This is a genomic window from Paraburkholderia sp. J12 (genome assembly GCF_905220215.1).
Lineage (GTDB): Bacteria > Pseudomonadota > Gammaproteobacteria > Burkholderiales > Burkholderiaceae > Paraburkholderia.
The window spans coordinates 79,652-104,379 of record NZ_CAJMZC010000001.1; the positions used below are offsets into that span (position 1 = coordinate 79,652).

The 24,728-nt window shown below is 65.7% G+C and carries 22 protein-coding genes; 15 read left to right on the forward strand and 7 right to left on the reverse strand.

Annotation, left to right across the window (positions count from 1 at the left end):
• The first annotated feature begins 12 nt into the window (after positions 1–12).
• Positions 13–537 (forward strand): ureidoglycolate lyase, encoded by a 525-nt coding sequence (locus U5760_RS00380; protein ID WP_322008786.1) that lies wholly within the window; start codon positions 13–15, stop codon positions 535–537.
• A 318-nt stretch (positions 538–855) separates the two neighbouring features.
• Here the strand turns inward: U5760_RS00380 and U5760_RS00385 are convergent, their stop codons facing one another.
• The 3 genes from U5760_RS00385 to uraH all read right to left on the reverse strand — a co-directional run bounded on the left by U5760_RS00385 (position 856) and on the right by uraH (position 2,963).
• Positions 856–1,035 (reverse strand): hypothetical protein, encoded by a 180-nt coding sequence (locus U5760_RS00385; protein ID WP_322008789.1) that lies wholly within the window; start codon positions 1,033–1,035, stop codon positions 856–858.
• A gap of 212 nt (positions 1,036–1,247) precedes the next feature.
• The gene (locus tag U5760_RS00390) at positions 1,248–2,441 is read right to left on the reverse strand and encodes a urate hydroxylase PuuD (RefSeq protein ID WP_322008791.1); all 1,194 of its coding nucleotides are present in this window, start codon (positions 2,439–2,441) and stop codon (positions 1,248–1,250) included.
• A 168-nt stretch (positions 2,442–2,609) separates the two neighbouring features.
• Positions 2,610–2,963, reverse strand: coding sequence for a hydroxyisourate hydrolase (uraH, locus tag U5760_RS00395; protein ID WP_322008792.1), 354 nt, complete (start codon positions 2,961–2,963; stop codon positions 2,610–2,612).
• A 599-nt stretch (positions 2,964–3,562) separates the two neighbouring features.
• Between uraH and U5760_RS00400 the strand changes: the two genes are divergently transcribed.
• Positions 3,563–4,948 (forward strand): 8-oxoguanine deaminase, encoded by a 1,386-nt coding sequence (locus U5760_RS00400; RefSeq protein ID WP_322008793.1) that lies wholly within the window; start codon positions 3,563–3,565, stop codon positions 4,946–4,948.
• 69 nt (positions 4,949–5,017) lie between these two features.
• Here the strand turns inward: U5760_RS00400 and U5760_RS00405 are convergent, their stop codons facing one another.
• Positions 5,018–5,950: a LysR substrate-binding domain-containing protein gene (locus U5760_RS00405; protein ID WP_322008794.1), complete on the reverse strand. Its 933-nt coding sequence runs from the start codon at positions 5,948–5,950 to the stop codon at positions 5,018–5,020.
• 273 nt (positions 5,951–6,223) lie between these two features.
• Here U5760_RS00405 and U5760_RS00410 point away from each other — a divergent pair, with 273 nt between their 5' ends.
• The 4 genes from U5760_RS00410 to U5760_RS00425 all read left to right on the forward strand — a co-directional run bounded on the left by U5760_RS00410 (position 6,224) and on the right by U5760_RS00425 (position 11,324).
• Complete coding sequence (locus U5760_RS00410; RefSeq protein WP_322008795.1) at positions 6,224–7,858, forward strand: ABC transporter ATP-binding protein; 1,635 nt, start codon at positions 6,224–6,226, stop codon at positions 7,856–7,858.
• Between the two features lie 142 nt (positions 7,859–8,000).
• Positions 8,001–9,107, forward strand: a complete 1,107-nt coding sequence (locus U5760_RS00415; protein WP_322008796.1) for an ABC transporter permease — start codon at positions 8,001–8,003, stop codon at positions 9,105–9,107.
• A 38-nt stretch (positions 9,108–9,145) separates the two neighbouring features.
• Complete coding sequence (locus tag U5760_RS00420; protein WP_322008797.1) at positions 9,146–10,075, forward strand: ABC transporter permease; 930 nt, start codon at positions 9,146–9,148, stop codon at positions 10,073–10,075.
• Between the two features lie 163 nt (positions 10,076–10,238).
• A complete protein-coding gene (locus U5760_RS00425; protein ID WP_322008798.1) occupies positions 10,239–11,324 on the forward strand; it encodes a BMP family ABC transporter substrate-binding protein in 1,086 nt (361 codons plus the stop codon).
• 151 nt (positions 11,325–11,475) lie between these two features.
• Here the strand turns inward: U5760_RS00425 and U5760_RS00430 are convergent, their stop codons facing one another.
• Positions 11,476–11,685, reverse strand: coding sequence for a dodecin (locus U5760_RS00430; RefSeq protein ID WP_322008800.1), 210 nt, complete (start codon positions 11,683–11,685; stop codon positions 11,476–11,478).
• 146 nt (positions 11,686–11,831) lie between these two features.
• Here U5760_RS00430 and U5760_RS00435 point away from each other — a divergent pair, with 146 nt between their 5' ends.
• The 5 genes from U5760_RS00435 (at position 11,832) to U5760_RS00455 (ending at position 18,228) form a co-directional block, all read left to right on the forward strand.
• Complete coding sequence (locus U5760_RS00435) at positions 11,832–12,749, forward strand: NAD(P)-dependent oxidoreductase (RefSeq protein ID WP_322008802.1); 918 nt, start codon at positions 11,832–11,834, stop codon at positions 12,747–12,749.
• Between the two features lie 169 nt (positions 12,750–12,918).
• Positions 12,919–14,511 (forward strand): ABC-F family ATPase, encoded by a 1,593-nt coding sequence (locus tag U5760_RS00440; RefSeq protein ID WP_322008804.1) that lies wholly within the window; start codon positions 12,919–12,921, stop codon positions 14,509–14,511.
• Positions 14,512–14,697: 186 nt separating this feature from the next.
• Positions 14,698–16,131, forward strand: coding sequence for an aldehyde dehydrogenase family protein (locus U5760_RS00445; protein ID WP_322008806.1), 1,434 nt, complete (start codon positions 14,698–14,700; stop codon positions 16,129–16,131).
• A 165-nt stretch (positions 16,132–16,296) separates the two neighbouring features.
• Positions 16,297–17,487, forward strand: coding sequence for a nitronate monooxygenase family protein (locus U5760_RS00450; RefSeq protein WP_322008808.1), 1,191 nt, complete (start codon positions 16,297–16,299; stop codon positions 17,485–17,487).
• 84 nt (positions 17,488–17,571) lie between these two features.
• On the forward strand, positions 17,572–18,228 hold the full coding sequence (locus U5760_RS00455; protein WP_322008810.1) for an OmpW/AlkL family protein: 657 nt from the start codon (positions 17,572–17,574) through the stop codon (positions 18,226–18,228).
• 86 nt (positions 18,229–18,314) lie between these two features.
• On the opposite strand, the gene U5760_RS00460 is transcribed toward U5760_RS00455, so the two are convergent.
• Positions 18,315–18,518: a DUF1289 domain-containing protein gene (locus U5760_RS00460; protein WP_322008812.1), complete on the reverse strand. Its 204-nt coding sequence runs from the start codon at positions 18,516–18,518 to the stop codon at positions 18,315–18,317.
• 542 nt (positions 18,519–19,060) lie between these two features.
• On the opposite strand from U5760_RS00460, the gene U5760_RS00465 reads away from it, so the two are divergent.
• The 4 genes from U5760_RS00465 to U5760_RS00480 all read left to right on the forward strand — a co-directional run bounded on the left by U5760_RS00465 (position 19,061) and on the right by U5760_RS00480 (position 23,168).
• Positions 19,061–20,161, forward strand: a complete 1,101-nt coding sequence (locus U5760_RS00465; protein WP_322008813.1) for a polyamine ABC transporter substrate-binding protein — start codon at positions 19,061–19,063, stop codon at positions 20,159–20,161.
• Positions 20,162–20,263: 102 nt separating this feature from the next.
• Positions 20,264–21,424 (forward strand): ABC transporter ATP-binding protein, encoded by a 1,161-nt coding sequence (locus tag U5760_RS00470; protein WP_415914013.1) that lies wholly within the window; start codon positions 20,264–20,266, stop codon positions 21,422–21,424.
• Positions 21,421–22,353 (forward strand): ABC transporter permease subunit, encoded by a 933-nt coding sequence (locus U5760_RS00475; RefSeq protein WP_322008814.1) that lies wholly within the window; start codon positions 21,421–21,423, stop codon positions 22,351–22,353. The genes U5760_RS00470 and U5760_RS00475 overlap by 4 nt, the downstream gene beginning before the upstream one ends.
• Positions 22,350–23,168: an ABC transporter permease subunit gene (locus U5760_RS00480; RefSeq protein ID WP_322008816.1), complete on the forward strand. Its 819-nt coding sequence runs from the start codon at positions 22,350–22,352 to the stop codon at positions 23,166–23,168. The genes U5760_RS00475 and U5760_RS00480 overlap by 4 nt, the downstream gene beginning before the upstream one ends.
• 78 nt (positions 23,169–23,246) lie before the next feature.
• Here U5760_RS00480 and U5760_RS00485 read toward each other — a convergent pair whose 3' ends face one another.
• A complete protein-coding gene (locus U5760_RS00485; protein ID WP_322008817.1) occupies positions 23,247–24,665 on the reverse strand; it encodes a methyl-accepting chemotaxis protein in 1,419 nt (472 codons plus the stop codon).
• Positions 24,666–24,728: the final 63 nt, after the last annotated feature.

The following is a 24,728-nucleotide window of genomic DNA, read 5'->3' on the forward strand; positions in this document are numbered from 1 at the left end:
GGCGAGGCCATCATGAGCGATACCCGAACCACGCTTTCCATCGAGCCGCTCACGCGCGAGGCGTTCGCGCCGTTCGGCGACGTGATCGAGCTCGAAGGGGCGAAGCAGATTCCGATCAACCTCGGCACGACGATCCGTTATCACGATCTCGCGAACGTGGACGTGACCGACGAGAGCGGGCGCACGCTCGTCAATCTGTTCCGCGGGCAGCCGCGCGTGCTGCCGTTCGAAGTGAAGATGCTCGAGCGCCATCCGCTCGGCAGCCAGGCGTTCGTGCCGCTGAACGACCGGCCGTATCTGGTGGTCGTGGCGCCGGCCGGCGATCTGGACGTCGCGAAGATCCGTGCCTTCGTCACGCGGGGCTGGCAGGGCGTGAACTACGCGAAGGGCGTCTGGCACCATCCGCTGATCGCGCTCGACGAGGTGAGCGACTTCATCGTCGTCGATCGCGGCGGCGAGGGGCTCAACCTCAACGAGCAGGATCTGCCGGAATCGCTTTGGCTGACCGAAGAGGCGATGCGCGCGGCGCAGGGCTGAAGCTTCACGCCCGGCATATCGGGCCTTTCTCTTATCGAGCCACGACCGAAGGTCGTGGCTTTTTTGCTTCTGGACGCCGGGTGCTTATTGCCAGAATTGGGCGAGTCGACTGGCGATCGCGACGCCTTGCGCCGAGCCTTGCCGGGCGACCGCGGGGCGGCGCGAAGTCCATCGTCTGCGAGCCGATCGCTTCGAGGCACGGCTCGTCGGGCGTTACGACGAGCACGCGGGTTCCGGCTGCCATGAGTGCGTCGGCCTGTGCGGTGACGCGAGCAGTCATGCGCTGTCCGGCCGGGCCGGGCGGGTGGAAGCTGACGATCAGCACGGCGTCGAACCGGCCGACAAGGTCTGGGTCGCGACGATCGCGCCCGCCGAGGTGCCGAGCAAGAAGTCCGCATCCCGCAACGAGACTCCCGACTGCGCGAGGCCGCTCATGAGTCCGCATTGCCAGGCCACGGCGAGCGGGCCGTCTCCGCTGAGTACGAATGCTTTCGACAACTGAACCTCCCAGAGAAAGGGTTTTCAACCGGTCTTCCGGACTCCCGATCTTTTCACTCTATCGCTTCGAGGGTGGCCGCAATCGCACGCCGTGCAGGGTTGCGAACCGCGTCGTGCAACAAAAAGGCCCGGAGCACATTGTGCTCCGGGCCTCCTGTTTGCAGCTCCGACTTCAAGCGGCATGCGACGAATCCGCTGCATGCCGTAAGCAGTTATTGCTTCGCACCGCCGTCGAACCAGGCCGCGATCTTCTGCCGCTCTTCGTCCGTCATGTGCGTGACGTTGCCAAGCGGCATCGCTTTCAGCTGCACGGCCTGCTGATAGATGCGCTGGGCGTTCTGCGAGATCTCGTCGGGCGTATCGAGCATCACGCCGGCCGGCGCCGCGCCCATGAGCGTCGGGTGTGCCGAGTGGCACGCCGCGCAGCGGGCCTGCAGGATCGGCTGGATGTCGCCGACCTTGATGGTCGGGGCGTTCGCGGCTTCGGCCTGCGGCACGACCGGGCGCGGCAGCGTCCAGACGAGCGCGACGAACATCAGCGCCACGCCGCCGAGCGGCAGGTACCACAGCACGTGGCCGCGGTGGCGCATCACGAAGAACTGGCGAATCAGCGCGCCGGCCAGCATGATCACGACAAGGATCGCCCAGTTGTACTCGTGGGCATAGGTCATCGCATAGTGGTTCGACAGCATCGCGAACACCACCGGCAGCGTGAAGTAGGTGTTGTGCACCGAACGCTGCTTGCCGCGCTTGCCGTAGATCGGGTTCGGCTCCTGGCCCTTGAGCATCGCGTCGACCATCTTGCGCTGGCCGGGGATGATGACGAAGAACACGTTGGCCGACATGATCGTCGCGAGCATGCCGCCCATGATCAGGTACGCGGCGCGGCCCGAGAAAATGTGGCAGGCGAGGTACGCGGCGACCACCACATAGAGGCCCACGCAGATGCCGAGCAGCTTGTCGTTCGTGCCGAGCAGACGGCACAGCGAGTCATAGACGATCCAGCCCGCGGCGAGGAAGCCGATGGCCGAGAACACCGCGACGACCGGGCCCATGTCGAGCACGCTCTTGTCGATCAGATAGGTGTTCGGTGCGAACAGGTAGAGCACCGTGAAGAGCGACGCGCCGGAGAGCCACGTGGTGTACGAGGGCCACTTCGACCAGTGCAGGTCTTCGGGCATTTCGGGCGGCGCGACGGTGTACTTCTGCATGTTGTAGAAGCCGCCGCCGTGCACGTGCCAGAGCTCCCCGAACACGCCGCGGCGGCGCTGGTTCGGGTCCGTCGGCGGTTTGAGGCTGTTGTCGAGCGCGACGAAATAGAACGATTCGCCGATCCAGGCGATGGCTGCGATGACGTGGAACCAGCGCAATGCGAGGTTCAGCCAGTCGGTGATAAAGCCTTCCATGAAACTCCTCCACTCCTGATTCGTTGCGCGCATGGCGCCTGTGGCGCTACGCGCGGACTGCGGGGGCCGGCGCCTCGTCGAAGAGAAGCGCCGCCGGGCCTGAAAGTCCGGGAATTATTGTTGGTTTGCGGGTGCTGCCGGGCCGGGTTGCCGGACGCCGTGACCCGATCAGCTGCCGCGGTACGTGCTGTACGACCACGGCGAGACCAGCAGCGGCACGTGGTAATGCGCAGCCGTGTCCGCAATGCCGAAGCGCAGCACCACGCGATCGACGAAGCGCGGTTCGGGCACTTTCGTGCCGAGCGCGGCGAAGTAATCGCCCGCGTGGAACACGAGTTCGTACTCGCCCGTGGCGAGCGCCGCGCCGTCGAGCAGGGGCTCGTCGCAGCGGCCGTCGTGGTTCGTCGTGACGGTTTTCAGCGCACGGCGCGTATCGCCCGAGAGCGCGAAGAGTTCGACCTTGATGCCGTTGCCGGGACGGCCGTTGGCGGTGTCGAGCACATGGGTGGTGAGCTTGCCCATTCGCAGTTTCCTTGTGTCTTGCTTGTGATAAAAGCGCGAAATTTCAGCGGTAGCCCGATCCCATGAAGCATGGCGGCGGATCGAGGCTCCACATCAGCAGTGGCTACATACCCGTCGGCGGATCGAAGCGAGCGCCGTGACCGCATTTTAAGAACGATCGGGGCACAAGCGGGCGACCGATAGGAAAGATAATGCCCGCAGCATGAGAGCCTTGCCGCAGCGCCGTTTCAAGGCGCTTTCCGCTACCGCCGGCCGCTTCCGGGGGCGGGTTCGCCCTGGTTCCCTCGCGCCGGAAAGCGGTTTTTCCCATCGTACCGGCGCCAAAATCAGACCTTTATATTGGCGTACTGAATCCGGGTATCGCAGGCGCATGAATTGCCAGCGTAATTTTGACCGCAGAAGGTAACGGACATGCGCAGCACGTGCTGCGCGTCCCGAAGACGGCGGTCATGCCGGGTAACCGGGCCAGCGGCGTCCATGCCATGGACGCGTCGGCACCGGGGCATCCCGACGGGCCGGCGTGTGCGGCACGGACGTCTGATTCACACGCCGCCGGCAGCCACCTTGCGCCGCGGCACGATTTTGGAGCGAACAGACACATGCAACGCACACTCGAGACTAGCCGCGGCAGGACGCTGCTGGTGAAGCATGCCGATGTGCTGGTGACGATGGACGGCGCGCGGCGCGAGATCCGCGGCGGTGGCCTCTATGTGGAGGGCAACCGCATTGTCGCCGTGGGCACGGCCGAGGAACTGCCCGCCACCGCCGACGAAGTGCTCGACATGAGCGGGCATCTGGTGATGCCGGGGCTCGTCAACACGCACCATCACATGTACCAGAGCCTCACGCGCGCCGTGCCGGCCGCGCAGGACGCTGAGCTCTTCGGCTGGCTCACGAATCTCTACAAGGTCTGGGCGAATCTCACGCCGGAGATGATCGAGGTCTCGACGCTCACGGCGATGGCGGAACTGCTGCTCTCGGGTTGCACGACTTCGAGCGACCACCTTTACATCTATCCGAACGGCAGCCGGCTCGACGACAGCATCCGCGCCGCGCAGCAGATCGGCATGCGCTTTCACGCGGCCCGGGGCAGCATGAGCGTGGGGCAGAAGGACGGCGGACTGCCGCCCGATTCGGTGGTCGAAAACGAAGACGCGATCCTCGCCGACACCCAGCGTCTCATCGAGACCTACCACGACGAGGGCCGTTACGCGATGCTGCGCGTCGTGGTGGCGCCGTGCTCGCCGTTCTCGGTGAGCCGCGACCTGATGCGCGAGTCGGCGACGCTCGCCCGGCACTACGGCGTGTCGATGCACACGCACCTGGCCGAGAACGTCAACGACATCGCCTACAGCCGCGAGAAGTTCGGCATGACGCCGGCCGAATACGCCGAAGACCTGGGCTGGGTGGGGCGCGACGTCTGGCATGCGCACTGCGTTCAGCTCGACGAGCACGGCATCGGTCTTTTCGGGCGCACCGGCACGGGCGTCGCGCATTGCCCGTGCTCGAACATGCGGCTCGCGTCCGGCATCGCGCCCGTCAAGAAGATGCGTCTGGCCGGCGTGCCGGTGGGTTTGGGCGTCGACGGCTCGGCGTCGAACGACGGCGCGCAGATGGTGGCCGAAGCGCGCCAGGCCATGCTGCTCGCGCGCGTGGGTTTCGGCCCCGATGCGATGACGGCGCGCGAGGCGCTGGAGATCGCGACGCTCGGCGGCGCGCAGGTGCTGGGCCGCGACGATATCGGCGCGCTCGCACCGGGCATGGCGGCGGACTTCGTCGCGTTCGATCTGCGCCAGCCTTCGTTCGCGGGCGGTCTGCACGACCCCGTGGCGGCGCTCGTGTTCTGCGCGCCGTCGCAGGTCGCGCTATCGGTGATCGACGGGCGGATCGTGGCGAAGGAGGGCGTGCTGCAGACGGTGGAGCTCGGCCCGGTCATCGAGCGGCACAACCGGCTCGCGGGGCAGCTTGTGCAGTCGGCGCGCTGAGTGAAAAGGGATAGCGCCTGAAAAAGCGACCGGGGGCCTTGCCGCCCGGTCGCCCGTGACGCAGGAAGATCAGGGTTTGTCGATCAGCGTCCTGGTCGCTTCGGCGACGAGGCCGCGCAACCAGCGTACTTCGTCCGAGTAATGACAACGTTCATGCCACAGCTGGTAGTACTGCATCGGCGGGAAATCGAGCGGCGCGGGCACGACCGTGAGCGGCAGAAAGCGCGCATAGTGGTCGGCGAAGAGGCGCGTGGTCGTGAACACGAGGTCCGACTTGATGAGCACGTAGGGCGCGAGATTGAAGTACGGCAGCGTGACGACCACATGGCGCTTGAGGCGCTCGCGCGCGAGATGCACGTCGATGGCGCCGCGCTGGCCGACCGAGTAGGGCGTGGGCGCGAGGTGCGGCGCGTTGAGATACTGGTCGAGCGTGAGCCCGCCGCGCTTGGCGAACGGGTGCGTGTTGCTCATCAGGCAGACGATCTGGTCGACGAACAGGTTCGAGAGGTGCAGTTGTTCGGGCGGCTCGGGCCAGTTGCCGATGACGATGTCGAGCTTGCCTTCTTCGAGCGCGAGCTCGTAGTCGAAAGCCGGGCCGAGCGAATGGAACTCGAGCGTGGCGTTGGGCGCGGCCTGGCGAAAGCGCTCGACCACGGTCGGCACGAACAGGACGTTCAGATAGTCGGGGCAGCCGATCCGGTAGCAGCGGATGGAGGTCGCGGGGTCGAAATTGTGCTGCTGGAAGCGAATCCGCTCGATCTCGCGCAGCGCGTTCTGCACCGGTTCGAGCAGGCGCAGGCCGTATTCGGTGGGCACCATGCCGGACTTGCCGCGCACGAGCAGCGGGTCGCCGGTGATATCGCGCAGGCGGCGCAGCGCCGCGCTGATGGCCGGTTGCGACTGGTTGAGCTTGACGGCGGCGCGCGTCACGCTGCGCTCCATCAAGAGGGTGTGCAAGACGCGCAATAAGTACGTGTCGATCGCCTCGCGTTGCTGACTCATGAACTCTCCGGATTATATGTTCTGGCTGATCGTTGGGCTTTGTGGGTATATGGTTTTTAATATGAATGAAAAAGTCCGTCAAGGGAGGCTTTCCCGAGAAGGCCGGTGGCGCGCCGTCTGCAGGGATTTTTGTCGGCTCGACTCCCACGCGGCTAACGGGTATTGTCACCCCCGCGCGGTGGCGCCCAGCGGTGGACCGAAGCCTGAAGCGGCTTCGCGGGCATAGAACACGTATCAGCGATAGCGTAATAACGTACTACGGGCGGAGCCTCCATGGGCGAATCTTCTACAGGGCAAACGGCGCGGCAGACGGCGGGCATGGGCGGCGCCGTACCGCGTCTTGCGCTCTCGGGCATCACGAAGCAGTATCCCGCCGTGCGCGCGAACGACGACGTCACGCTGACGGTCCTGCCCGGCGAGATCCATGCCTTGCTCGGCGAGAACGGCGCGGGCAAGAGCACCCTCATGAAGATCGTGTATGGCGCGGTGCGGCCCGACGCCGGCGAGATCCGCTGGGAGGGGCAGCGCGTGGAGATCGCGAGCCCGGCCGCCGCGCGCAAGCTCGGCATCGGCATGGTGTTCCAGCACTTCTCCCTCTTCGAAACGCTGACCGTGGGCGAGAACATCGCGCTCTCGCTCGACGAGCCGTTCGATCTCAAGACGCTCGCGAAGCGCATCCGCGAAGTGTCGTCGCAGTACGGGCTCGACGTCGATCCGCAGCGTCATGTGCATAGCCTCACGGTGGGCGAGCGCCAGCGCGTGGAGATCGTGCGCTGCCTCTTGCAGAACCCGCGCCTGCTCATCATGGACGAGCCCACTTCGGTGCTCACGCCGCAGGCCGTGCGCAAGCTTTTCGGCACGCTGCGCCGGCTGGCCGCCGAAGGCTGCAGCATTCTCTATATCAGCCACAAGCTCGACGAGATCCAGGAGCTCTGCGACACGGCGACCGTGCTGCGCGGCGGCAAGGTGACCGGCAACGTGATTCCGCGCGACGAGACGCACGCTTCGCTCGCGCGCCTGATGGTGGGCCACGAGCTGCCCGACTACACGCGCCGCACCCATACGCCGGGCGACGTGCTGCTCGAAGTGAAGCATCTCTCGATGCCGAGCGACGATCCGTTCGGCACCTCGCTCTCCGACGTCTCGTTCGGCGTGCACGCGGGCGAGATTCTCGGCATTGCGGGAGTCTCGGGCAACGGCCAGGCGGAACTGCTCGCGGCGCTGTCCGGCGAGGCACAGGTCGCGCGTCACGGCGTGGCGGCCGACGCCGTGACGATCTGCGGCAAGACCGCCGGGCGGCTTTCCGCCGGCGCGCGGCGCAAGCTGGGTTTCGCGTTCGTGCCCGAGGAGCGCCTCGGTCGCGGTGCGGTGCCGGCCATGTCGCTTTCGGAGAACGCGCTCCTGACCGCGTATCGCGATGGCATGGTGCGCTCGGGCTGGCTCAGGACCGGCGCGATGCGCGCCTTTGCCGAGCGCTGCATCGGTGCCTTCGACGTGCGCTGCGGCGGCCCCGATGCGCTGGCTCAAAGCCTCTCGGGCGGCAACCTGCAGAAGTTCATCGTCGGACGCGAGATCCTGCAGGCGCCCAGGGTGCTCGTGGTCGCGCAGCCCACCTGGGGCGTCGATGTCGGTGCGGCCGCATTTATCCGGCAGCAACTGCTCGATCTTTCGGCGCGCGGCGTGGCGATTCTCGTGATCTCCGAGGAGCTCGAAGAGCTCTTCGACATCTGTGACCGCATCGCGGTGCTCGCGGGCGGGCGGCTCTCGCCCGCGCGCCTCACCGGCGAGACCAACGCCGAGGAGATTGGCCGCTGGATGGCGGGCCTCTTCGGCGACCGCGGGGGCCAAGCCGGCGACGGCGCGCCTCCCGCGGAACCGGCGGCGCCCGGCCCCGCGGCCCACGTGTGACGCGCGGCGAACGCAACCGCCACGGGGTGCGCTAACAGGCATCATGCAGGCGCCGTTTAGTCAAGCATTCAGGCACTCAGGCGCGACAGGCCGCAACGAACCGGCAGCACCGAACAACGATACCCGCACCGACCTCATCACCATGATCTTTCCGTATCGACTCGAAGCCCGCACGGCGCCGTCCCGCACGGTGCGCATCGCCGTGCCGCTGATTGCCGCGCTGCTCACGCTCGCAATCGGCTTCCTGATCTTCGGCCTCGTCGGGCGCGATCCCGCGCAGGCCATGTACGCGTTCTTCGTCGAGCCGCTTTCGACCGTCAACGGCTGGTCGGAGCTGCTGCTCAAGGCGTCGCCGCTGTGCCTCATCGCGCTCGGCCTCGCGGCCGGCTATCGCGCGAACGTCTGGAACATCGGCGCGGAAGGGCAGATGGTGCTGGGCGGCATTGCGGCGAGCGGCGTGGCGATCTACTTCGACCAGTCCACGGGCGGGTGGATCCTGTTCCTGATGATGCTCGCGGGCGTGCTGGGCGGCATGGCCTGGGCCGCGATTCCGGCGTGGCTCAAGAGCCGCTTCAACACGAACGAAATCCTCACGAGCCTGATGCTCACCTACGTCGCCACGCAGTTGCTGATCTGGCTCGTGAGCGGCCCGTGGCGCGACCCGAACGGGATGAATTTTCCGCTCTCCGAAATGTTCGGCGGCGACGCGCTCTATCCGACCTTCGGCGGCGACTGGCGCATCCACTGGCTGCGCGGCACACGCCTGAACGCGTCGATTTTCCTTACCGTCGCGGCCGTGCCGCTCGTCTGGCTCTTCATGCGCCGCAGCTTCGCGGGCTACCGCATGAGCGTGGGCGGGCTCGCGCCGCTCGCTGCGCGCTACGCGGGCTTCTCGGAGAAGAAGACGATCTGGATCTCGCTGCTGCTCTCCGGCGGCCTCGCGGGTCTCGCGGGCATGGGCGAGATCGCCGGTCCGATCGGCCAGCTCCAGGCCACATGGTCGCCGGGCTACGGCTTCACGGCGATCATCGTCGTGTTCGTGGGGCGGCTGCATCCGTTCGGGATCGTGCTCGCAAGCCTCCTGATGGCGCTCCTGTACCTCGGCGGCGAAGCGGTGCAGACCTCGCTGCAACTGCCGCAGGCGCTCTCGGGCGTGTTCCAGGGCTTGCTGCTCTTCTGCCTGCTGGGCGCCGATCTCTTCGTGAATTACCGCGTGCGCCGCCGCCATCGCGTTGCGGCGGGCCACTGACTTCTGCTTCAGGCACAACACATTCAGGCATAACGGACATGGATATCCAGCAAGCCGGTTCGCTCGCCTCGAGCGCCGTCACCGCCGCCATCCCGCTCATGTTCGCGGGCGTGGGCGAACTCGTCACCGAGAAGTCGGGCGTGCTCAATCTCGGCGTGGAAGGGATGATGCTGATGGGCGCCGTCACCGGCTACGCGGCGACGACCATCACGGGCAATCCGTGGCTCGGCCTGCTCGCGGGGATCGCGGCCGGCATGGCGATGGCGCTGCTGTTCGGCTTCCTCACGCTCACGATGCTCGCCAACCAGGTCGCCACGGGCCTTTCGCTCACGATCTTCGGCGTGGGTCTCTCGGCTTACGTGGGCAAGCCGTATACGTCGGCCGCCACCTCGGCGACCATTGCGGCGTGGCCGGTTCCGGGGCTCTCGCAACTGCCCGTGCTCGGCCCGGCGCTCTTTAACAACACGCCTGTCGATTACCTCGCGTTCGTCATGTTCGCCGTGGTCGGCTGGTTTCTCTACCGCACGCGTGCCGGGCTCGTGCTGCGCTCGGTGGGCGAGTCGCCGCAGGTTGCGCACTCGGTGGGCTTTCCGGTGATCGGCGTGCGCTATGGCGCGACGCTGTTCGGCGGCGCGATGTCGGGGCTGGCCGGCGCGTACTACTCGATCGTGCAGCTGCACCTCTGGCAGGAGCAGATCACGGCCGGGCGCGGCTGGATCGCGCTGGCGCTCGTGGTGTTCGCGACGTGGCGCCCGGGGCGCCTGCTGATCGGCGCGCTCCTGTTCGGTGCGGTCACGGGCTTGCAGTTCTACGCGCAGGCCGTGGGCGTGCCGGTGCCGACGCAGTTCCTCGCCATGCTGCCGTATGTCGCCACCGTCGTCGTGCTCGTGCTGATCTCGCGCAACCCGAACACGATCCGCCTGAATGCGCCGGCCTCGCTCGGCAAACCGTTCTTTGGGGCCGCCTAGGTGGGGCCGCCTGGATGAGCCCCTTGGATGACCCCCTGTTTGGAGGAGCCGCCCATAAGCGGCCCTCCATGTGCACCTGACCGACCACGAGGCGGGCCCGCAGGGACCTGCCGAAACGCCGTTGAAGAATCGCACCATTCCCATTCACGACAGGAGATCCACGATGCAAAAAACCATCCTGACCGCCTTCGCCGTTGCCGCCGCGTGCGCTTCGGCCGCGCTCGTCGCGCCGGCGCAGGCCGCCGACGTGCCGGGTGTCGCGTTCGTCTATCTCGGCAATCCGGGCGATGCCGGCTGGACCTATGCGCACGATCAGGGCTCCAAGATGGCCGAGGCGAAGTTCGGCGACAAGATCAAGATCACGCGTATCGAGAACGTGCCCGAATCGGCCGACTCCGAACGCGTGTTCCGCGATCTGGCGAGCAAGGGCAACAAGATCATCTTCGGTTCGAGCTTCGGCTATCAGGACTTCGAACTGAAGGTCGCGAAGGACTTCCCGGATACGGTGTTCCTGCACGCGACCGGCTACAAGAAGGCGCCGAACTTCGGCACCTATGACGTGCGCATGTACCAGGGCGCGTACCTCGCGGGCGTCGCGGCGGGTTATGCGACGAAGACCAACACGCTCGGCTTCGTGGCCTCGGTGCCGATTCCCGAGGTGGTGCGCAACATCAACGCGTACACGCTCGGCGCGCGTTCGGTGAATCCGAAGGTCCACACCAAGGTCATCTGGATCAACAGCTGGTTCGATCCGGGCAAGGAAAAGCAGGCGGCCGAAACGCTGATCGGGCAGGGCGCCGACGTGCTGCTGCAGAACACCGACTCCAGCGCGACGCTCGCAACGGCCGAAGAAAAGCACGTGCACGCATTCGGCTGGGATTCGAACATGCAGAAGTTCGGCCCGCACGCGCATCTGGGCTCGGTCGAGGCGAACTGGGGCGTGTATTACGTCGCCGCGATCCAGCAGGTGCTGGACGGCAAGTGGAAGAACGATCCGGTGTGGTGGGGCATCCCGCAAAAGGCCGTCGATCTGGGCGACGTGAACACGTCCGAGCTGCCCGCCGACGCCGTGAAGGCCGTCTCCGCGAAGCGCGACGCGATCGCGAGCGGCAAGTGGGATGTCTTCACGGGCCCGATCAAGGATCAGACGGGCGCCGTGAAGGTGCCGGCCGGCAAGACGCTGACCGACCCGGAACTGCAACGCCTGAACTGGTACGTGGAAGGCGTGGACGGCTCGCTGCCGAAATAAGCACGCGAACGTTCCTGCGCGCGGCCGGCCGGGAAGGCGGCGCGGCGCGCAGCAAGCGGCCGCGCGGAAGCCTTCGGGCCCGCGCGGCCGTTTGCGTTTCCCGAGTTCCGATTATGGCGGTGCGGCGGCGATGACCCAAACCGCCGCGCACTCAATCGTCGATACGCAGGCCGACCTTGATCGTCACCTGCCAGCGCGTGATCTGGTCCTCCTCGATCAGGCCGCGTGTTTCCGTGACCTCGAACCAGTGCAGGTTCCGCAGCGTTTTCGACGCGCGCGCGATGGCGCAGCGAATGGCGTCGTCGCTCGATATCGTGGACGATCCGGTGAGTTCGATCTGCTTGTACACGTGGTCGCTCATGGCGCGGTCTCCTCTCGATCGGCAGGCGGGAATTCGGCTGATTAGCGGGGCCTTCAACTGTGCATCAGTCGAGTATAGGCAATCGCGGGCCGGTATCATGGCGCTCCCTGCCGCCCGTGCGGCGGTAAGCGTTATGGAGACGACGAATGACGGAGAGCCGGAAACTGGGATTTTGCGGGCCGGGGCTGATGGGCGGGCCGATGATCCGCCATCTGCTGCGCGCCGGCCACGCGGTGCGCGTGTGGAACCGCACGCGCGAGAAGGCCGAGGCGCTGGTCGCCGACGGCGCGCAGGTTGCGGCCACGCCGCGCGAGCTGGCGCAGAGCGCCGACATCGTGCTGCTGTGCGTCGCCGATGCGGCGGCGGTCGAGTCCGTGGTGTTCGGTGAAGAGGGATTGCTCGACGAGCGTGCCGCCGCGGCCCGGCCGCCGCGCGTGCGCTGCATCGTCGATCATTCGAGCATTCCTCCCGACGCTACGCGCGCGCTTGCCCAACGGGCGGCGGCGCTCGGTGTCGGCTGGGTCGATGCGCCGGTTTCGGGCGGCGTGGGCGGCGCGCAGGCGGGCACGCTCGCGATCATGGCGGGCGGCGCCGCTGCGGACGTCGCCGCCGTCGCGCCGATCCTCGCGGCGTACGCCGCGCGCGTCACGCACATGGGCGCCGTGGGCGCGGGGCAGACCACCAAGCTGTGCAATCAGGCGATCGTCACGGCGACGGTCGCCGCCATCGCCGAGGCGGTGAGCCTCGCGCGCCGCAGCGGCATCGACGCCGCGAAGCTGCCCGAGGCGCTCGCCGGCGGCTGGGCCGACTCGGTGTTGCTGCGTACCTTTGTGCCGCGCATGACGCAGGACGGACTCGCGCCCATCGGCGCGCTCAAGACCTTTCAGAAAGATGTCGATACGGTCGCGGCCGCCGCGCAGCAGACCGGCACGCCCATGCCGGTTTCGGGCACGGTCCAGCAGCTCTTGCGGCTGGGTGCGGCGATGGGATTCGCTCAGGCCGATCTTTCAGGGTTCATCGACGTGCTGCAGACTGCACGTAGCGGTCAACCGGACGGCGCGTAAGCCCGGAGAAATACCCCCTTGCTCGTTCAAGGCTGGTCTCGGCGGGCCCCACGATCCGTCCCCAACCGCACCTGCGGGCTGCCTCCGCCGTCGTCTGGCGCTCGCCCGCGAACTGACATAACCTGATAAAATTACAGGTTTTTCTCCGATCCATTTTCCGGGACGCGCTGTGCTCTCTACCGCCAACATCACCATGCAATTCGGGCCGAAGCCCTTGTTCGAGAACATCTCGGTCAAATTCGGCGAAGGCAACCGCTATGGCCTGATCGGCGCGAACGGTTGCGGCAAGTCCACGTTCATGAAGATCCTGGGCGGCGACCTCGAACAGTCGTCGGGCAACGTCATCCTCGAACCGAACGTGCGTCTGGGCAAGCTGCGCCAGGACCAGTTCGCCTATGAGGACGTGCGCGTGCTCGACGTCGTCATGATGGGCCACACGGAAATGTGGGCCGCGATGACCGAGCGCGACGCCATCTACGCGAACCCCGAGGCCACCGACGACGACTACATGAAAGCCGCCGACCTCGAAACGAAGTTCGCGGAATACGACGGCTACACGGCCGAAGCGCGCGCGGGCGAACTGCTGCTCGGCATCGGCATCGGCACCGAATTCCATCAGGGCCCGATGAACGCCGTGGCGCCGGGCTGGAAGCTGCGCGTGCTGCTCGCGCAGGCGCTGTTCTCGAAGCCGGACGTGCTGCTGCTCGACGAACCGACCAACAACCTCGACATCAACTCGATCCGCTGGCTGGAAGATATTCTTAACGAGTACAACTCGACGATGATTATCATCTCCCACGATCGACACTTCCTGAACCAGGTCTGCACGCACATGGCGGACATGGACTACGGCACGCTGAAGGTCTACCCGGGCAACTACGACGACTACATGCTCGCTTCGGCGCAGGCGCGCGAGCGCCAGGCCGCGGCCAACGCCAAGGCGAAGGAGCGCGTGGCCGACCTGCAGGACTTCGTGCGCCGCTTCTCGGCGAACAAGTCGAAGGCGCGCCAGGCGACCAGCCGCCTGAAGATGATCGACAAGATCAAGATCGAGGAATTCAAGCCTTCGTCGCGCCAGAACCCGTTCATCCGCTTCGAGTTCGAGAAGAAGCTGCACAACATCGTCGTGGTGGCCGAAGAGATCACGAAGACGTACGAGCGCAAGATTTTCAATAAATTCAGCATCAGCGTGCAGCCGGGCGAGCGCATCGCGATCATCGGCGAGAACGGCGCGGGCAAGACCACGCTGCTGCGTTCGCTGCTGGGCAATCTGGCGGTCGACAACGGTTCGGTGAAGTGGGCCGAGAACGCGAACATCGGCTACATGCCGCAGGACACTTACGAAGAATTTCCGGCCGACGTCACGCTGATGGACTGGATCGACCAGTACCGCCAGGAAGGCGACGACGAGCAGTCGGTGCGCGGCACGCTGGGCCGTCTGCTCTTCAATGCCGACGACATCCGCAAGTCGGTGAAGGTGCTCTCCGGCGGCGAGAAGGGCCGCATGATCTGGGGCAAGCTGATGCTGGGCCGCCACAACGTCCTGCTGATGGACGAGCCGACCAACCACATGGACATGGAGTCGATCGAGTCGCTGCAGATCGCGCTGGAGAAGTTCGATGGCACGCTGATTTTCGTCTCGCACGACCGGGAGTTCGTGAACGGCCTGGCGAACCGCATCATCGAAGTGAAGACCGATGGGACGATCAACGACTACAGCGGCAATTACGAGGACTTCCTCGCGAGCCAGGGGTTGCATTGAGCCTCGGTTGACCGGTAGCGGGTCATGAAGCGAAAGACGGGCGGCGCAGATGCGTCGCCCGTTTTGTTTTTGCACGCCCGGTTGTGCCTTACGCTTACGTCAACCACGCTAGAATGCAGGATCCCGACAGCGCCGGCGCGCTGAGGCACAGAACACGAAGCTTGGCACGAGACAGGAGGAACACGCATGAAACACTACGAGCAGCTTTACATCAACGGCCAGTGGGTCGCGCCTTCGGGCAAGGGCACGATCGACGTCTACGATTCGGGCACCGAGGCCGTCATGGGCCGCATCCCCGAAGGCAACGAAGCCGATGCCGAAGCGGCCATCGCCGCCGCGCGCGCCGCCTTCGACCGCTGGGCCGCCACGCCCGCGGCCGAACGCGGTGCGTATCTGCAAAAGATCACCGACAACCTCAAGGTCCGCACCGACGAACTCGCGCAACTGATCGCGGGCGAAGTGGGCATGCCGCTCAAGCTCGCCCGCGCCATCCAGGTGGGCGGCCCGGTGTACAACTGGGGCGCCTATGCGAAGCTCGCGAGCGAGTTCCAGTACGAGGAGCGCGTGGGCAATTCGCTCGTCGTGCGCGAGCCGGTGGGCGTGGTCGCCGCGATCACGCCGTGGAACTACCCCCTCAACCAGATCACGCTCAAGGTCGCCGCGGCACTCGCGGCCGGCTGCACCGTCGTGCTCAAGCCTTCCGAGATCGCGCCGCTCAACGCGTTCGTGCTGGCCGAAGCGATTCACGAAGCGGGGCTGCCCGCTGGCGTGTTCAATCTCGTGAGCGGCTACGGCCCGGTGGTGGGCGAACTCATGGCGCGTCATCCCGAGATCGATATGGTGTCGTTCACGGGCTCGACGCGCGCGGGCAAGCGCGTGTCCGAGGTGGCCGCCGCGACAGTCAAGCGCGTGGCGCTGGAGTTGGGCGGCAAGTCGGCCTCGGTGGTGCTCGACGACGCCGACTTCGCAGCTGCCGTGAAGGGCACCGTAGGCGCATGCTTTCTGAACTCGGGGCAGACCTGCTCGGCGCATACGCGCATGATCGTGCCGGAGTCGCGCTACGAGGAAGCGCGCGCACTCGCGAAGGAAGCCGCCGAAGCCTACACGGTGGGCGACCCGCGCGACGAGAAAACGAAGCTCGGCCCGCTTGCCTCGGCCGTGCAGCAGCAGCGCGTGCAGCACTATATCGAACGCGGCATTGCCGACGGCGCCGAACTCGTGACGGGCGGCACCGGCCTGCCCGAAGGCATCTCGAAGGGCTTCTTCGTGAAGCCGACCGTGTTCGGCCGCGTGCCGCGCGATGCAGCCATTGCGCAGGAGGAAATCTTCGGGCCGGTCCTCACGATCATCACGGCGAAGGACGAGGACGACGCGGTCGCCATCGCCAACGATTCGCTCTATGGGCTCGGCGGCGCCGTCTGGGCCGGCAGCGACGAGCGCGCGATGCGCGTGGCGCGCCGCATCCGCACGGGCCAGATCGACATCAACGGGGGCACGTGGAACATGGCCGCGCCGTTCGGCGGCTTCAAGCAGTCGGGCCACGGCCGCGAAAACGGCACGTACGGGCTCGAAGAGTACCTCGAGTACAAGTCGATGCAGTTCAAGCCGCCGAAGGCCTGAGTCACTATCGCGCACGGCGAAGCGAAGACCATCGCGCGCCGTGTTGATCGACATCATGAATGCGGATGCCTTTGCGGGCGTCCGCATTTTTTATTGATATAAGACAAGACCCTCCGCGGGAGCCGCGCGACCATTGTCGTTTTCTTATCGACAACGCGGCTCACCATGTTTCCTACCCATTCGTTCGCGCCACTTGTGATTCGAGGCCGCCGGCTCCTGCCCGTCGTACAGGGCGGCATGGGCGTCGGCATCTCGGCGCATCGCCTTGCGGGCAGCGTTGCCCGGGAAGGTGCGCTCGGCACCCTTGCCAGCATCGACCTGCGCCACCATCACACCGATCTGCTCGCCGAATGCCGCAGTCATCCCGGCCACGACACGCTGGAGCGCGTGAATCTCATCGCACTGGGCCGCGAGATCGCGGCGGCGCGCAAGCTGAGCGGCGGCAACGGCATGATCGCGGTCAACGTCATGAAGGCGGTCAGCGCGCACGCCGATTACGTGCGTGCGGCCTGCGAGCACGGCGCTGACGCGATCGTGATGGGCGCGGGCCTGCCGCTCGATTTGCCCGATCTCACGCAAGGCGTGGAGATCGCGCTGATCCCGATTCTCTCTGACGCACGCGGCGTGGCCCTCGTGCTCAAGAAGTGGATGAAGAAGGGGCGCCTGCCCGATGCCATCGTGATCGAGCATCCCGCCTACGCGGGCGGCCACCTGGGCGTGACCGACATCGCGGACATGGGCAACGCGCGCTTTTCGTTCGAGGCCGTGCTCGAAGAACTGAATGGCACCTATGCGTCGCTCGGCATTACCCGCGCCGACGTTCCGCTGATCGTGGCAGGCGGCATCAACAGTCACGCGGCCGTGCGTCGGTGGCTCGAAGCGGGTGCCGACGGCGTGCAGGCGGGCACGCCGTTCGCCGTGACGGAAGAGGGCGACGCGCATCCGAACTTCAAGCGTGTCCTCGCCGACGCGAAGCCGGAAGACATCGTCGAATTCGTGAGCGTGACGGGGCTGCCCGCACGCGCGGTCAGGACGCCTTGGCTCGAGCGCTATCTGCGCAACGAGTCGCGCGTGCGCGCGAAGATCGGCTCGCTCAAGCTGCCTTGCCCCACCGGGCTCGAATGCCTCTCGATGTGCGGCCTGCGCGACGGCATCGAGAAGTTCGGCCACTTCTGCATCGACACGCGTCTTGCGGCGGCGTTGCGCGGCGACGTGGTGAACGGGCTGTTCTTTCGCGGCCGCGAAGCGTTGCCGTTCGGCAACGCCATCCGCAGCGTGAGGGATCTTCTGGAGCTGCTTTTGACGGGTATTGCGCGACCCGCGGTCGCACACCGCGCGGCGTTTGCGCTGGCTTGATCGCCGTCAACGCTGCGAGCTATCCCCATCTCGATAATTGATCAGTCTTACTAACGAGACGCAACATAAAACGGGGATATCGCCATGCTACGCAAGATCAAGACTATCGCGGCGGCCGCCGCCCTCGTGCTGGGCGCGGCCTTCGCGGCGGCGCCGGCCAGCGCAGCCGGCGCACCATCGGTCACGCCCGACAGCGGCATTTACGCCGGCGACTGGCTCGTGCGGCTGCGCGCGATCAGCATCATGCCGCAGGTCGGTTCGAACGGCACGCTCAACGTGCTCAACGCCGGCGTCAACAACACCGTCGTGCCGGAGCTCGACTTCACCTATATGGCCACCGACAGCATCGGCGTCGAGCTGATACTCGGCACGTCGCGCAACCAGGTCACCTCGAGCATCGGGGCGCTGGGCGGTGTCGGCGTGCTGCCGCCCACGCTGCTGCTGCAATATCACTTCAACCACGCGGGCAAGGTGCGTCCGTATGTCGGCGCGGGCGTGAACTATACGCTCTTCTACAACAACGGCCTGCACGCGGGCGATGCACCCGTCTCGATCGACAACCACAGCTGGGGGCCGGCGCTGCAGGCCGGCATCGACGTGGACGTGGCGAAGAACGTGTTCGTCAACGCGGACATCAAGAAGATCTGGATGCGCACCGGCGCCTCGCTCAACGGCTCGTCGATCGGGACGCTTTACATCGATCCGCTGATCGTGGGCGTGGGCGTCGGCATGCGCTTCTGAGGCACGAACCGCGGAACGGTCGCCGGACGCAGACAAGCGCGGGTTCTTTGCGAACCGGCGCTTTTTTCATTGAGAGCGGGAGCGCGTCAGGCGCGGTCTTTCTGGAAGCGCATGGCCGTGCCTTCGCGCTCGATGCGCGCCCAGACCGCGCGCTTTTCCTCGTCGCTCAGGAAGACCCAGTTGGAGACTTCCATGGCCGTGCGGCCGCAGCCTTTGCAGACTTCGTCGAAGAGCGTCGAGCAGACGCCGATGCAGGGGCTGTCGGGGAGGTCGTGAAGGTTGGATGCCATCGAAAGTGCCTTGGGCGCGGCGGCGGGCAGGGTGCCCGGCCGGTTCGCGGATAGAAACCCCGCTATGGTAGCCGATTCCGTCGGCCGACCCTGGACATCCCCACTGGCGGTGCTGGAAGTCTGGCCGGCGCTCGCTCGCGCGTGCCATGCGTGGCGCATGAGCCCGGATGCGGCGGCAGTCACGGCGATTTGAAAGGGAGCGTGCGGCACTGGCGGCACGTCCTTGTCCGGCTTGCCGCAGACGGATGCCGTGGCGTGCGTAGGACCTGCGCCGGCGCGCGTGTCGCCCGAAAACGGCATGTCGGGTTTTTTTGGTGGACACGCGCGCAGAACCGGCTAAAATTGCGCGCGATTTATTGTCGCTATAGGACGGCTGGACGACGCCCGCGCCCCGCGGCTGTTCCGTTTGTGCTACAGGCCGGCGTTTTTTTTGTCGTCCGACATGTTTGATGGTAGGTTTCGTAAAGTTTGGGGGAGCCGCGCAGCGCGCGGCATATCGCAAGGCAGGCGGCCGGCAGGAACCGGCCCGGACGGAGAACGGAATGAAAAGACAGGTGGTGACACGACTGGCTGCGCTGGCGCTGTGCGCCGCGCCGTGGTTGACGGCGGTGGCGAAAGATACGCAACTGAACGTATACAACTGGTCCGACTACATCGCCACCGACACGATTCCGAACTTCCAGAAGCAAACCGGCATCAAGGTCAAGTACGACAACTACGACAGCGACGACACGCTGCAGGCCAAGCTCCTCGCGGGCAATTCGGGCTATGACATCGTCGTACCGACCAGCAACTACGCGGGCAAGCAGATCGCCGCCGGCATCTTCGCGCCGCTCGACAAATCGAAGCTTCCCAACCTCAAGTACCTCGATCCGCAACTGATGTCGCTGATCGCCGGCGCGGATCCGGGCAACAAGTTCGTGGTGCCCTGGGCCTACGGCACGACCGGTCTCGCCTATAACGTGACGAAGGCGCAGCAACTGCTGGGCAAGGACGTGCCGCTCGACAACTGGGACGTCCTCTTCAAGCCCGAGTACCTCTCGAAACTGAAGGCCTGCGGCGTTTCGGTGCTCGACGCGCCGGACCAGATGTTCGCCGCCGCGCTGCATTACATGGGCCGTGACCCGATGTCGACCAATCCGGACGACTATCGTGCCGCGCTCACGATGATGAAGAAGATCCGCCCGTACATCACGCAGTTCAACTCGTCGGGCTACATCAACGACCTCGCAGGCGGCGACATCTGCTTCGCCTACGGCTGGTCGGGCGACGTCGTGATCGCCAAGCATCGCGCGATCGACGCGAAGAAGCCTTACAAGATCGAGTACTACATCCCGAAGGGCGGGGCGCCGATCTGGTTCGACGTGATGGCGATTCCGAAGGATGCGCAGCACAAGGAAGCCGCGCTCGAGTGGATCAACTACATCGAGACGCCGCAGGTCCACGCCGCGATCACGAACGCCGTCTATTACCCGAGCGCCAACGCGGAAGCGCGCAAGTACGTGAACAAGGACATCGCGAACGACCCGGCCGTCTATCCGCCGCCCGAGGTCCTGAAGACGTTGTTCCTGCTCAAGCCGCTGCCGCCTGAGATCCAGCGCCTGCAGACGCGCCTGTGGACCGAATTCAAATCGGGCCGCTAAAGCGAAACGGTGCGCAACCCATGTGTTACCCGAGCCCCCGGCAGCTTGCCGGGGGCTTTGTTCGTCAACTCCGTCCAATGACCTGGCAGGGCAGAGAGAATCATGAGTGACCAGTCGAGCGCACCGGCGGCCGCCGGCGTGCTGCCTTCGGGCTTTACCGCTGCGGATCCCGCCGCGGACAACTTCGTGCAGGTCGTCGACGTCGTCAAGAAGTTCGGCGAAACGGCGGCCGTCAAGGGCGTCAACCTGTCGGTGAGGAAGGGCGAGCTGTTCGCGCTGCTCGGCAGCTCGGGCTGCGGCAAGTCCACGTTGCTGCGCATGCTGGCCGGCCTCGAGAGCATCACGTCGGGCAAGATCCTGATCGACGGCGAGGACCTCGCCACGTTGCCGCCGTATCGTCGGCCGGTCAACATGATGTTCCAGTCCTATGCGCTTTTCCCGCACATGACGGTCGAATCGAACGTCGGTTTCGGGCTGCGCCAGGAAGGCGTGAAGAAGGGCGAACTGCAGGAGCGCGTGGCCGCGGCGCTCGAACTCGTGCAGATGTCGCGTTACGCGAAGCGCAAGCCGCACCAGCTCTCGGGCGGCCAGCAGCAGCGCGTCGCGCTGGCCCGCTCGCTCGTCAAGCGGCCCAAGCTGCTGCTGCTCGACGAGCCGATGTCGGCACTCGACAAGCAGATTCGCCAGCGCACGCAGATCGAGCTCGTCAACATTCTCGACAAGGTCGGCGTCACCTGCATCATGGTCACGCACGACCAGGAAGAGGCGATGACGATGGCCGGGCGCCTCGCCGTAATGAGCGAAGGCGAGATCGTCCAGCTCGGCACCCCCAACGAGGTGTACGAGTACCCGAACAGCCGGTTTTCGGCGGAGTTCATCGGCTCGACCAATCTCTTCGATGGCGCCGTGGTCGAGGACGAGCCCGATCACGTCTACGTGGAGTCGCCGGACCTGTCCGTGCGCCTTTACGTGAGCCACGGCATCAGCGGCCCGCTCGGCATGCCGGTCACGATCTCGGTGCGCCCGGAGCGCATCGCGCTCACGCGCAAGCCGCCCGAGGGCGCCTTCAACTGGGGGCACGGCGTGGTCATGAACGTGGCCTACATGGGCGGTTACTCGCTTTATCACGTCAAGCTCGACTCGGGCAAGACCGTGGTCGCGAACGTTTCGAGCCTCGCGATTTCCGAAATCGATTCGCCGGCCTGGGGCGACGAAGTCTACGTGCGCTGGAGCGCCTCGGCCGGCGTGGTGCTGACGTCATGAGCGCGACGCTGAAGAAAATCGTCAACTGGCCGGTCGCGCGCTTCAACCTGACCGGCCGCACGGCCGTGGTGGCGGGGCCGTTCTTCTGGCTGGTGCTGTTCTTCCTCGTGCCCTTCATCCTCGTGGTGAAGATCAGCTTCGCGGACCAGCAGCTCGGCATTCCGCCGTACACGGAGCTCACCTCGCTCGCCGACGGCGTGCTGCACGTCTCGCTCGATCTCTCGCACTACGCGTTCCTGTTCCAGGACAGCCTGTACTTCGCCACCTATGTGAATTCGGTGGAAGTGGCGGCGATCTCGACGCTCCTGTGCCTCCTGATCGGCTATCCAATGGCGTATTACATCGCGCGCTCGAACCCGGCCACGCGCAACATCCTCATGATGGGGGTGATGCTGCCGTTCTGGACGTCGTTCCTGATTCGCGTGTATGCGTGGATCGGCATCCTCAAGAACAACGGACTGCTGAATAATTTCCTGATGTCGATCGGGGTGATACACACGCCCATCGAGCTTTATCACACGAACACGGCCGTCTATATCGGCATGGTCTATTCGTACCTGCCGTTTCTCGTGATGCCGCTCTACGCGCACCTCGTGAAGATGGACCTCACGCTGCTCGAAGCCGCCTACGACCTCGGCGCGAAGCCGTGGCGCGCGTTTCTCGAGATCACGCTGCCGCTGTCGAAGAACGGCATTATCGCGGGCTGCCTGCTGGTGTTCATTCCGGCGGTGGGCGAGTACGTGATCCCTGAACTGCTGGGCGGCGCGGATACGCTGATGATCGGCCGCGTCATGTGGAACGAGTTCTTCGACAACGCCGACTGGCCGATGGCGTCCGCCGTGACCTGCGCGATGGTGCTGCTGCTGCTCGTGCCGATGGCGCTGTTCCAGCACTTCCAGGCGAAGGAACTGGAGGGCCGCGGACGATGAAACCCAATCGCGTTCTGCAGTTCATCGCACTGGGCCTGGGCTTTGCGTTCCTCTATATCCCGATCGTCAGCCTGGTCGTGTATTCGTTCAACGAGTCGCAACTCGTGACGGTGTGGACGCGTTTTTCGACGAAGTGGTATCAGGCGCTCTCCACCGACGACGAACTCATCACGGCGGCGTGGCTCTCGCTGCGCATCGGGCTGATGACGGCGTTCGCCTCGGTGGTGATCGGCACGTGGGCGGGTTACGTGCTCGCGCGCATGGGGCGCTTTCGCGGCTTCGCGCTCTATACGGGCATGATCAACGCGCCGCTCGTGATCCCCGAAGTGATTCAGGGCATTTCGCTGCTGCTGCTCTTCGTGGAAATGGGTAAGCTGCTCGGCTGGCCCGCGGGGCGCGGCGTGTTTACGATCTGGATCGGCCACGTGATGCTCTGTATCTCGTACGTGGCGATCATCGTGCAGTCGCGCGTGCGCGACCTCAATCCGTCGCTCGAAGAGGCTGCGCTCGACCTCGGCGCCACCCCGCTCAAGGTGTTTTTCACGATCACGCTGCCGCTCATTTCGCAGGCGCTGGCTGCCGGCTGGCTGCTGTCGTTCACGCTCTCGATCGACGACCTCGTGCTCTCCGCGTTCCTCTCGGGCCCCGGCTCGACGACGCTGCCGCTCGTGGTGTTCTCGCGCGTGCGCCTCGGCCTGAATCCGGAGATGAACGCGCTCGCAACGCTCTTCATTCTCGTGGTGACGATAGGCGTGATCTTCGGCAACTACTTCATGCAGCGCGCCGAGCGCAGGCGCATGGCCATGGCGGTCTGAGCCTCGGCGCCCACAACCTCGCCATACGGCGCGCGGGCAGAGTCTGCCGCGCGCCGTTCGTTTTTTCGCGTGGGCTTGTCAGAGGCGATAACCCATGCGGAAACCGCCCCAATGCCGACCGTTGACGAAGATGGGCGCGGAGGCGTCCTTCATCATCGCAAAGTGGCCGCCGCCCATGTCGCGGCGGTAGGTTTGCAGCAGGAACGGCTTCGTATGCGAGCCGGCGCCCACGCCGGTGCGGTCGCCGAACAGGCGGCGGTTGCGGCAGTTCGCTGCATTCCAGACCGGGTCGTTGCCCTGCGGCTGCGAAAACTTGCGGTTGTGCGTGGGGATGTAGCCGCGCGGATCGATCGCCACGCAGAACGCCACGCGTTCGTCGAAAGCCAGCAGCGGCTCCAGGATCGCCGGCAGCACGCGGTCGGTGAACGCGGTGAAGCGTGTGACGTGCTGCTGCGGGTGTGTGTCCGGCACCGGCACATAGGTGCTGTCGAACAGATCCGCTTCGCTAAGATCGCCGCGCGCAAGCCCCGCTTCGAAGAGCTTGCCGACCTGGGCGGCGGCGCGCTGCACGGCTTCGATGAAACGCGTGTCCCCGGTTTCGACGCCCGTTGCGGCCGAAAGCTCGATCAGCGTTTCCGATACATCGAGTAGTCGTCCTAACTGATCCTTTGCCTGCGCGAAGTTGCGGCTCGAATCCTCGACGCCATCCGCCATTTCCTTTACCTGCGCTTCGAGCCCGTCGCACTTCGCCTCGATCTCGCCGGTGAGCTGGGCGATCTGCCCGGCGTGTTCGTCGAGTTGCGTGATGGCGGCGCCCGTGCTTTGCACGGCCTCGCCGATCGTATGCGTGCTGGCGCGCACGCGATGCGCGCGCTCGGTGTTCACCGCGCCCTCGACGATCAACTGCTCCGTCTGCTTCGTGAGTTGGGCGAGCGTCTGTTCGATCTGCCCGGTGGCCTGTGCCGTTTTCGCGGAGAGGTTCTTGACCTCGGCGGCCACGACCGCGAAGCTCTTGCCCGACTCGCCTGCGCGCGCGGCTTCGATGGCGGCGTTCAGGGCGAGCAGCTGGGTTTGACGCGCGATCTGCGAAATCTCCTCGGAGACTTTGGAGACGTGAGCCAGCGCGCTCTTGAGCGCGCCGATCTGGCTTTCGATGACCGTGACGCCTTCCACCAGGCCGTGAATGTCGGCAAGCGAGGCGTCGATAGTTTGCTGAGACGACTGCACGGTGGCCGCCGTGCCGGTGCTGACTTCGCGCATCGCGCGCGCCGCGGCGGCGATCTGGTGATTGCCGGCCAGCGTATGGGCGGCCGATTCGCGCAACGCGTGACAGACGGCGGCCTGGTGCTGGACGCGCGCGGCGACTTCGTCGACGTGGCCGGACACATCGCAGATTTCAATGCCCAGGCGGCCGGCCTGGGTGGCAATGTCGCCGACGATTCCAGCCGATCTGCCTGCACGGCGAGGGCCGCGCAGGCGCAAACGCAAACGTGACATCGGGTGTCTCCTACCATGGGACGCGATCGATCGTGCGCGCCGCGGCTCATTGCTGCACCGCGC

Bases quoted from the DNA above. Each gene is read 5' to 3' on its own strand.
- U5760_RS00380 (WP_322008786.1), top strand. From the start codon at position 13: ATGAGCGATACCCGAACCACGCTTTCCATCGAGCCGCTCACGCGCGAG.
- U5760_RS00390 (WP_322008791.1), bottom strand. From the start codon at position 2,441: ATGGAAGGCTTTATCACCGACTGGCTGAACCTCGCATTGCGCTGGTTC.
- uraH (WP_322008792.1), bottom strand. From the start codon at position 2,963: ATGGGCAAGCTCACCACCCATGTGCTCGACACCGCCAACGGCCGTCCC.
- U5760_RS00400 (WP_322008793.1), top strand. From the start codon at position 3,563: ATGCAACGCACACTCGAGACTAGCCGCGGCAGGACGCTGCTGGTGAAG.
- U5760_RS00405 (WP_322008794.1), bottom strand. From the start codon at position 5,950: ATGAGTCAGCAACGCGAGGCGATCGACACGTACTTATTGCGCGTCTTG.
- U5760_RS00410 (WP_322008795.1), top strand. From the start codon at position 6,224: ATGGGCGAATCTTCTACAGGGCAAACGGCGCGGCAGACGGCGGGCATG.
- U5760_RS00415 (WP_322008796.1), top strand. From the start codon at position 8,001: ATGATCTTTCCGTATCGACTCGAAGCCCGCACGGCGCCGTCCCGCACG.
- U5760_RS00420 (WP_322008797.1), top strand. From the start codon at position 9,146: ATGGATATCCAGCAAGCCGGTTCGCTCGCCTCGAGCGCCGTCACCGCC.
- U5760_RS00425 (WP_322008798.1), top strand. From the start codon at position 10,239: ATGCAAAAAACCATCCTGACCGCCTTCGCCGTTGCCGCCGCGTGCGCT.
- U5760_RS00430 (WP_322008800.1), bottom strand. From the start codon at position 11,685: ATGAGCGACCACGTGTACAAGCAGATCGAACTCACCGGATCGTCCACG.
- U5760_RS00435 (WP_322008802.1), top strand. From the start codon at position 11,832: ATGACGGAGAGCCGGAAACTGGGATTTTGCGGGCCGGGGCTGATGGGC.
- U5760_RS00445 (WP_322008806.1), top strand. From the start codon at position 14,698: ATGAAACACTACGAGCAGCTTTACATCAACGGCCAGTGGGTCGCGCCT.
- U5760_RS00450 (WP_322008808.1), top strand. From the start codon at position 16,297: ATGTTTCCTACCCATTCGTTCGCGCCACTTGTGATTCGAGGCCGCCGG.
- U5760_RS00455 (WP_322008810.1), top strand. From the start codon at position 17,572: ATGCTACGCAAGATCAAGACTATCGCGGCGGCCGCCGCCCTCGTGCTG.
- U5760_RS00460 (WP_322008812.1), bottom strand. From the start codon at position 18,518: ATGGCATCCAACCTTCACGACCTCCCCGACAGCCCCTGCATCGGCGTC.
- U5760_RS00465 (WP_322008813.1), top strand. From the start codon at position 19,061: ATGAAAAGACAGGTGGTGACACGACTGGCTGCGCTGGCGCTGTGCGCC.
- U5760_RS00470 (WP_415914013.1), top strand. From the start codon at position 20,264: ATGAGTGACCAGTCGAGCGCACCGGCGGCCGCCGGCGTGCTGCCTTCG.
- U5760_RS00475 (WP_322008814.1), top strand. From the start codon at position 21,421: ATGAGCGCGACGCTGAAGAAAATCGTCAACTGGCCGGTCGCGCGCTTC.
- U5760_RS00480 (WP_322008816.1), top strand. From the start codon at position 22,350: ATGAAACCCAATCGCGTTCTGCAGTTCATCGCACTGGGCCTGGGCTTT.
- U5760_RS00485 (WP_322008817.1), bottom strand. From the start codon at position 24,665: ATGTCACGTTTGCGTTTGCGCCTGCGCGGCCCTCGCCGTGCAGGCAGA.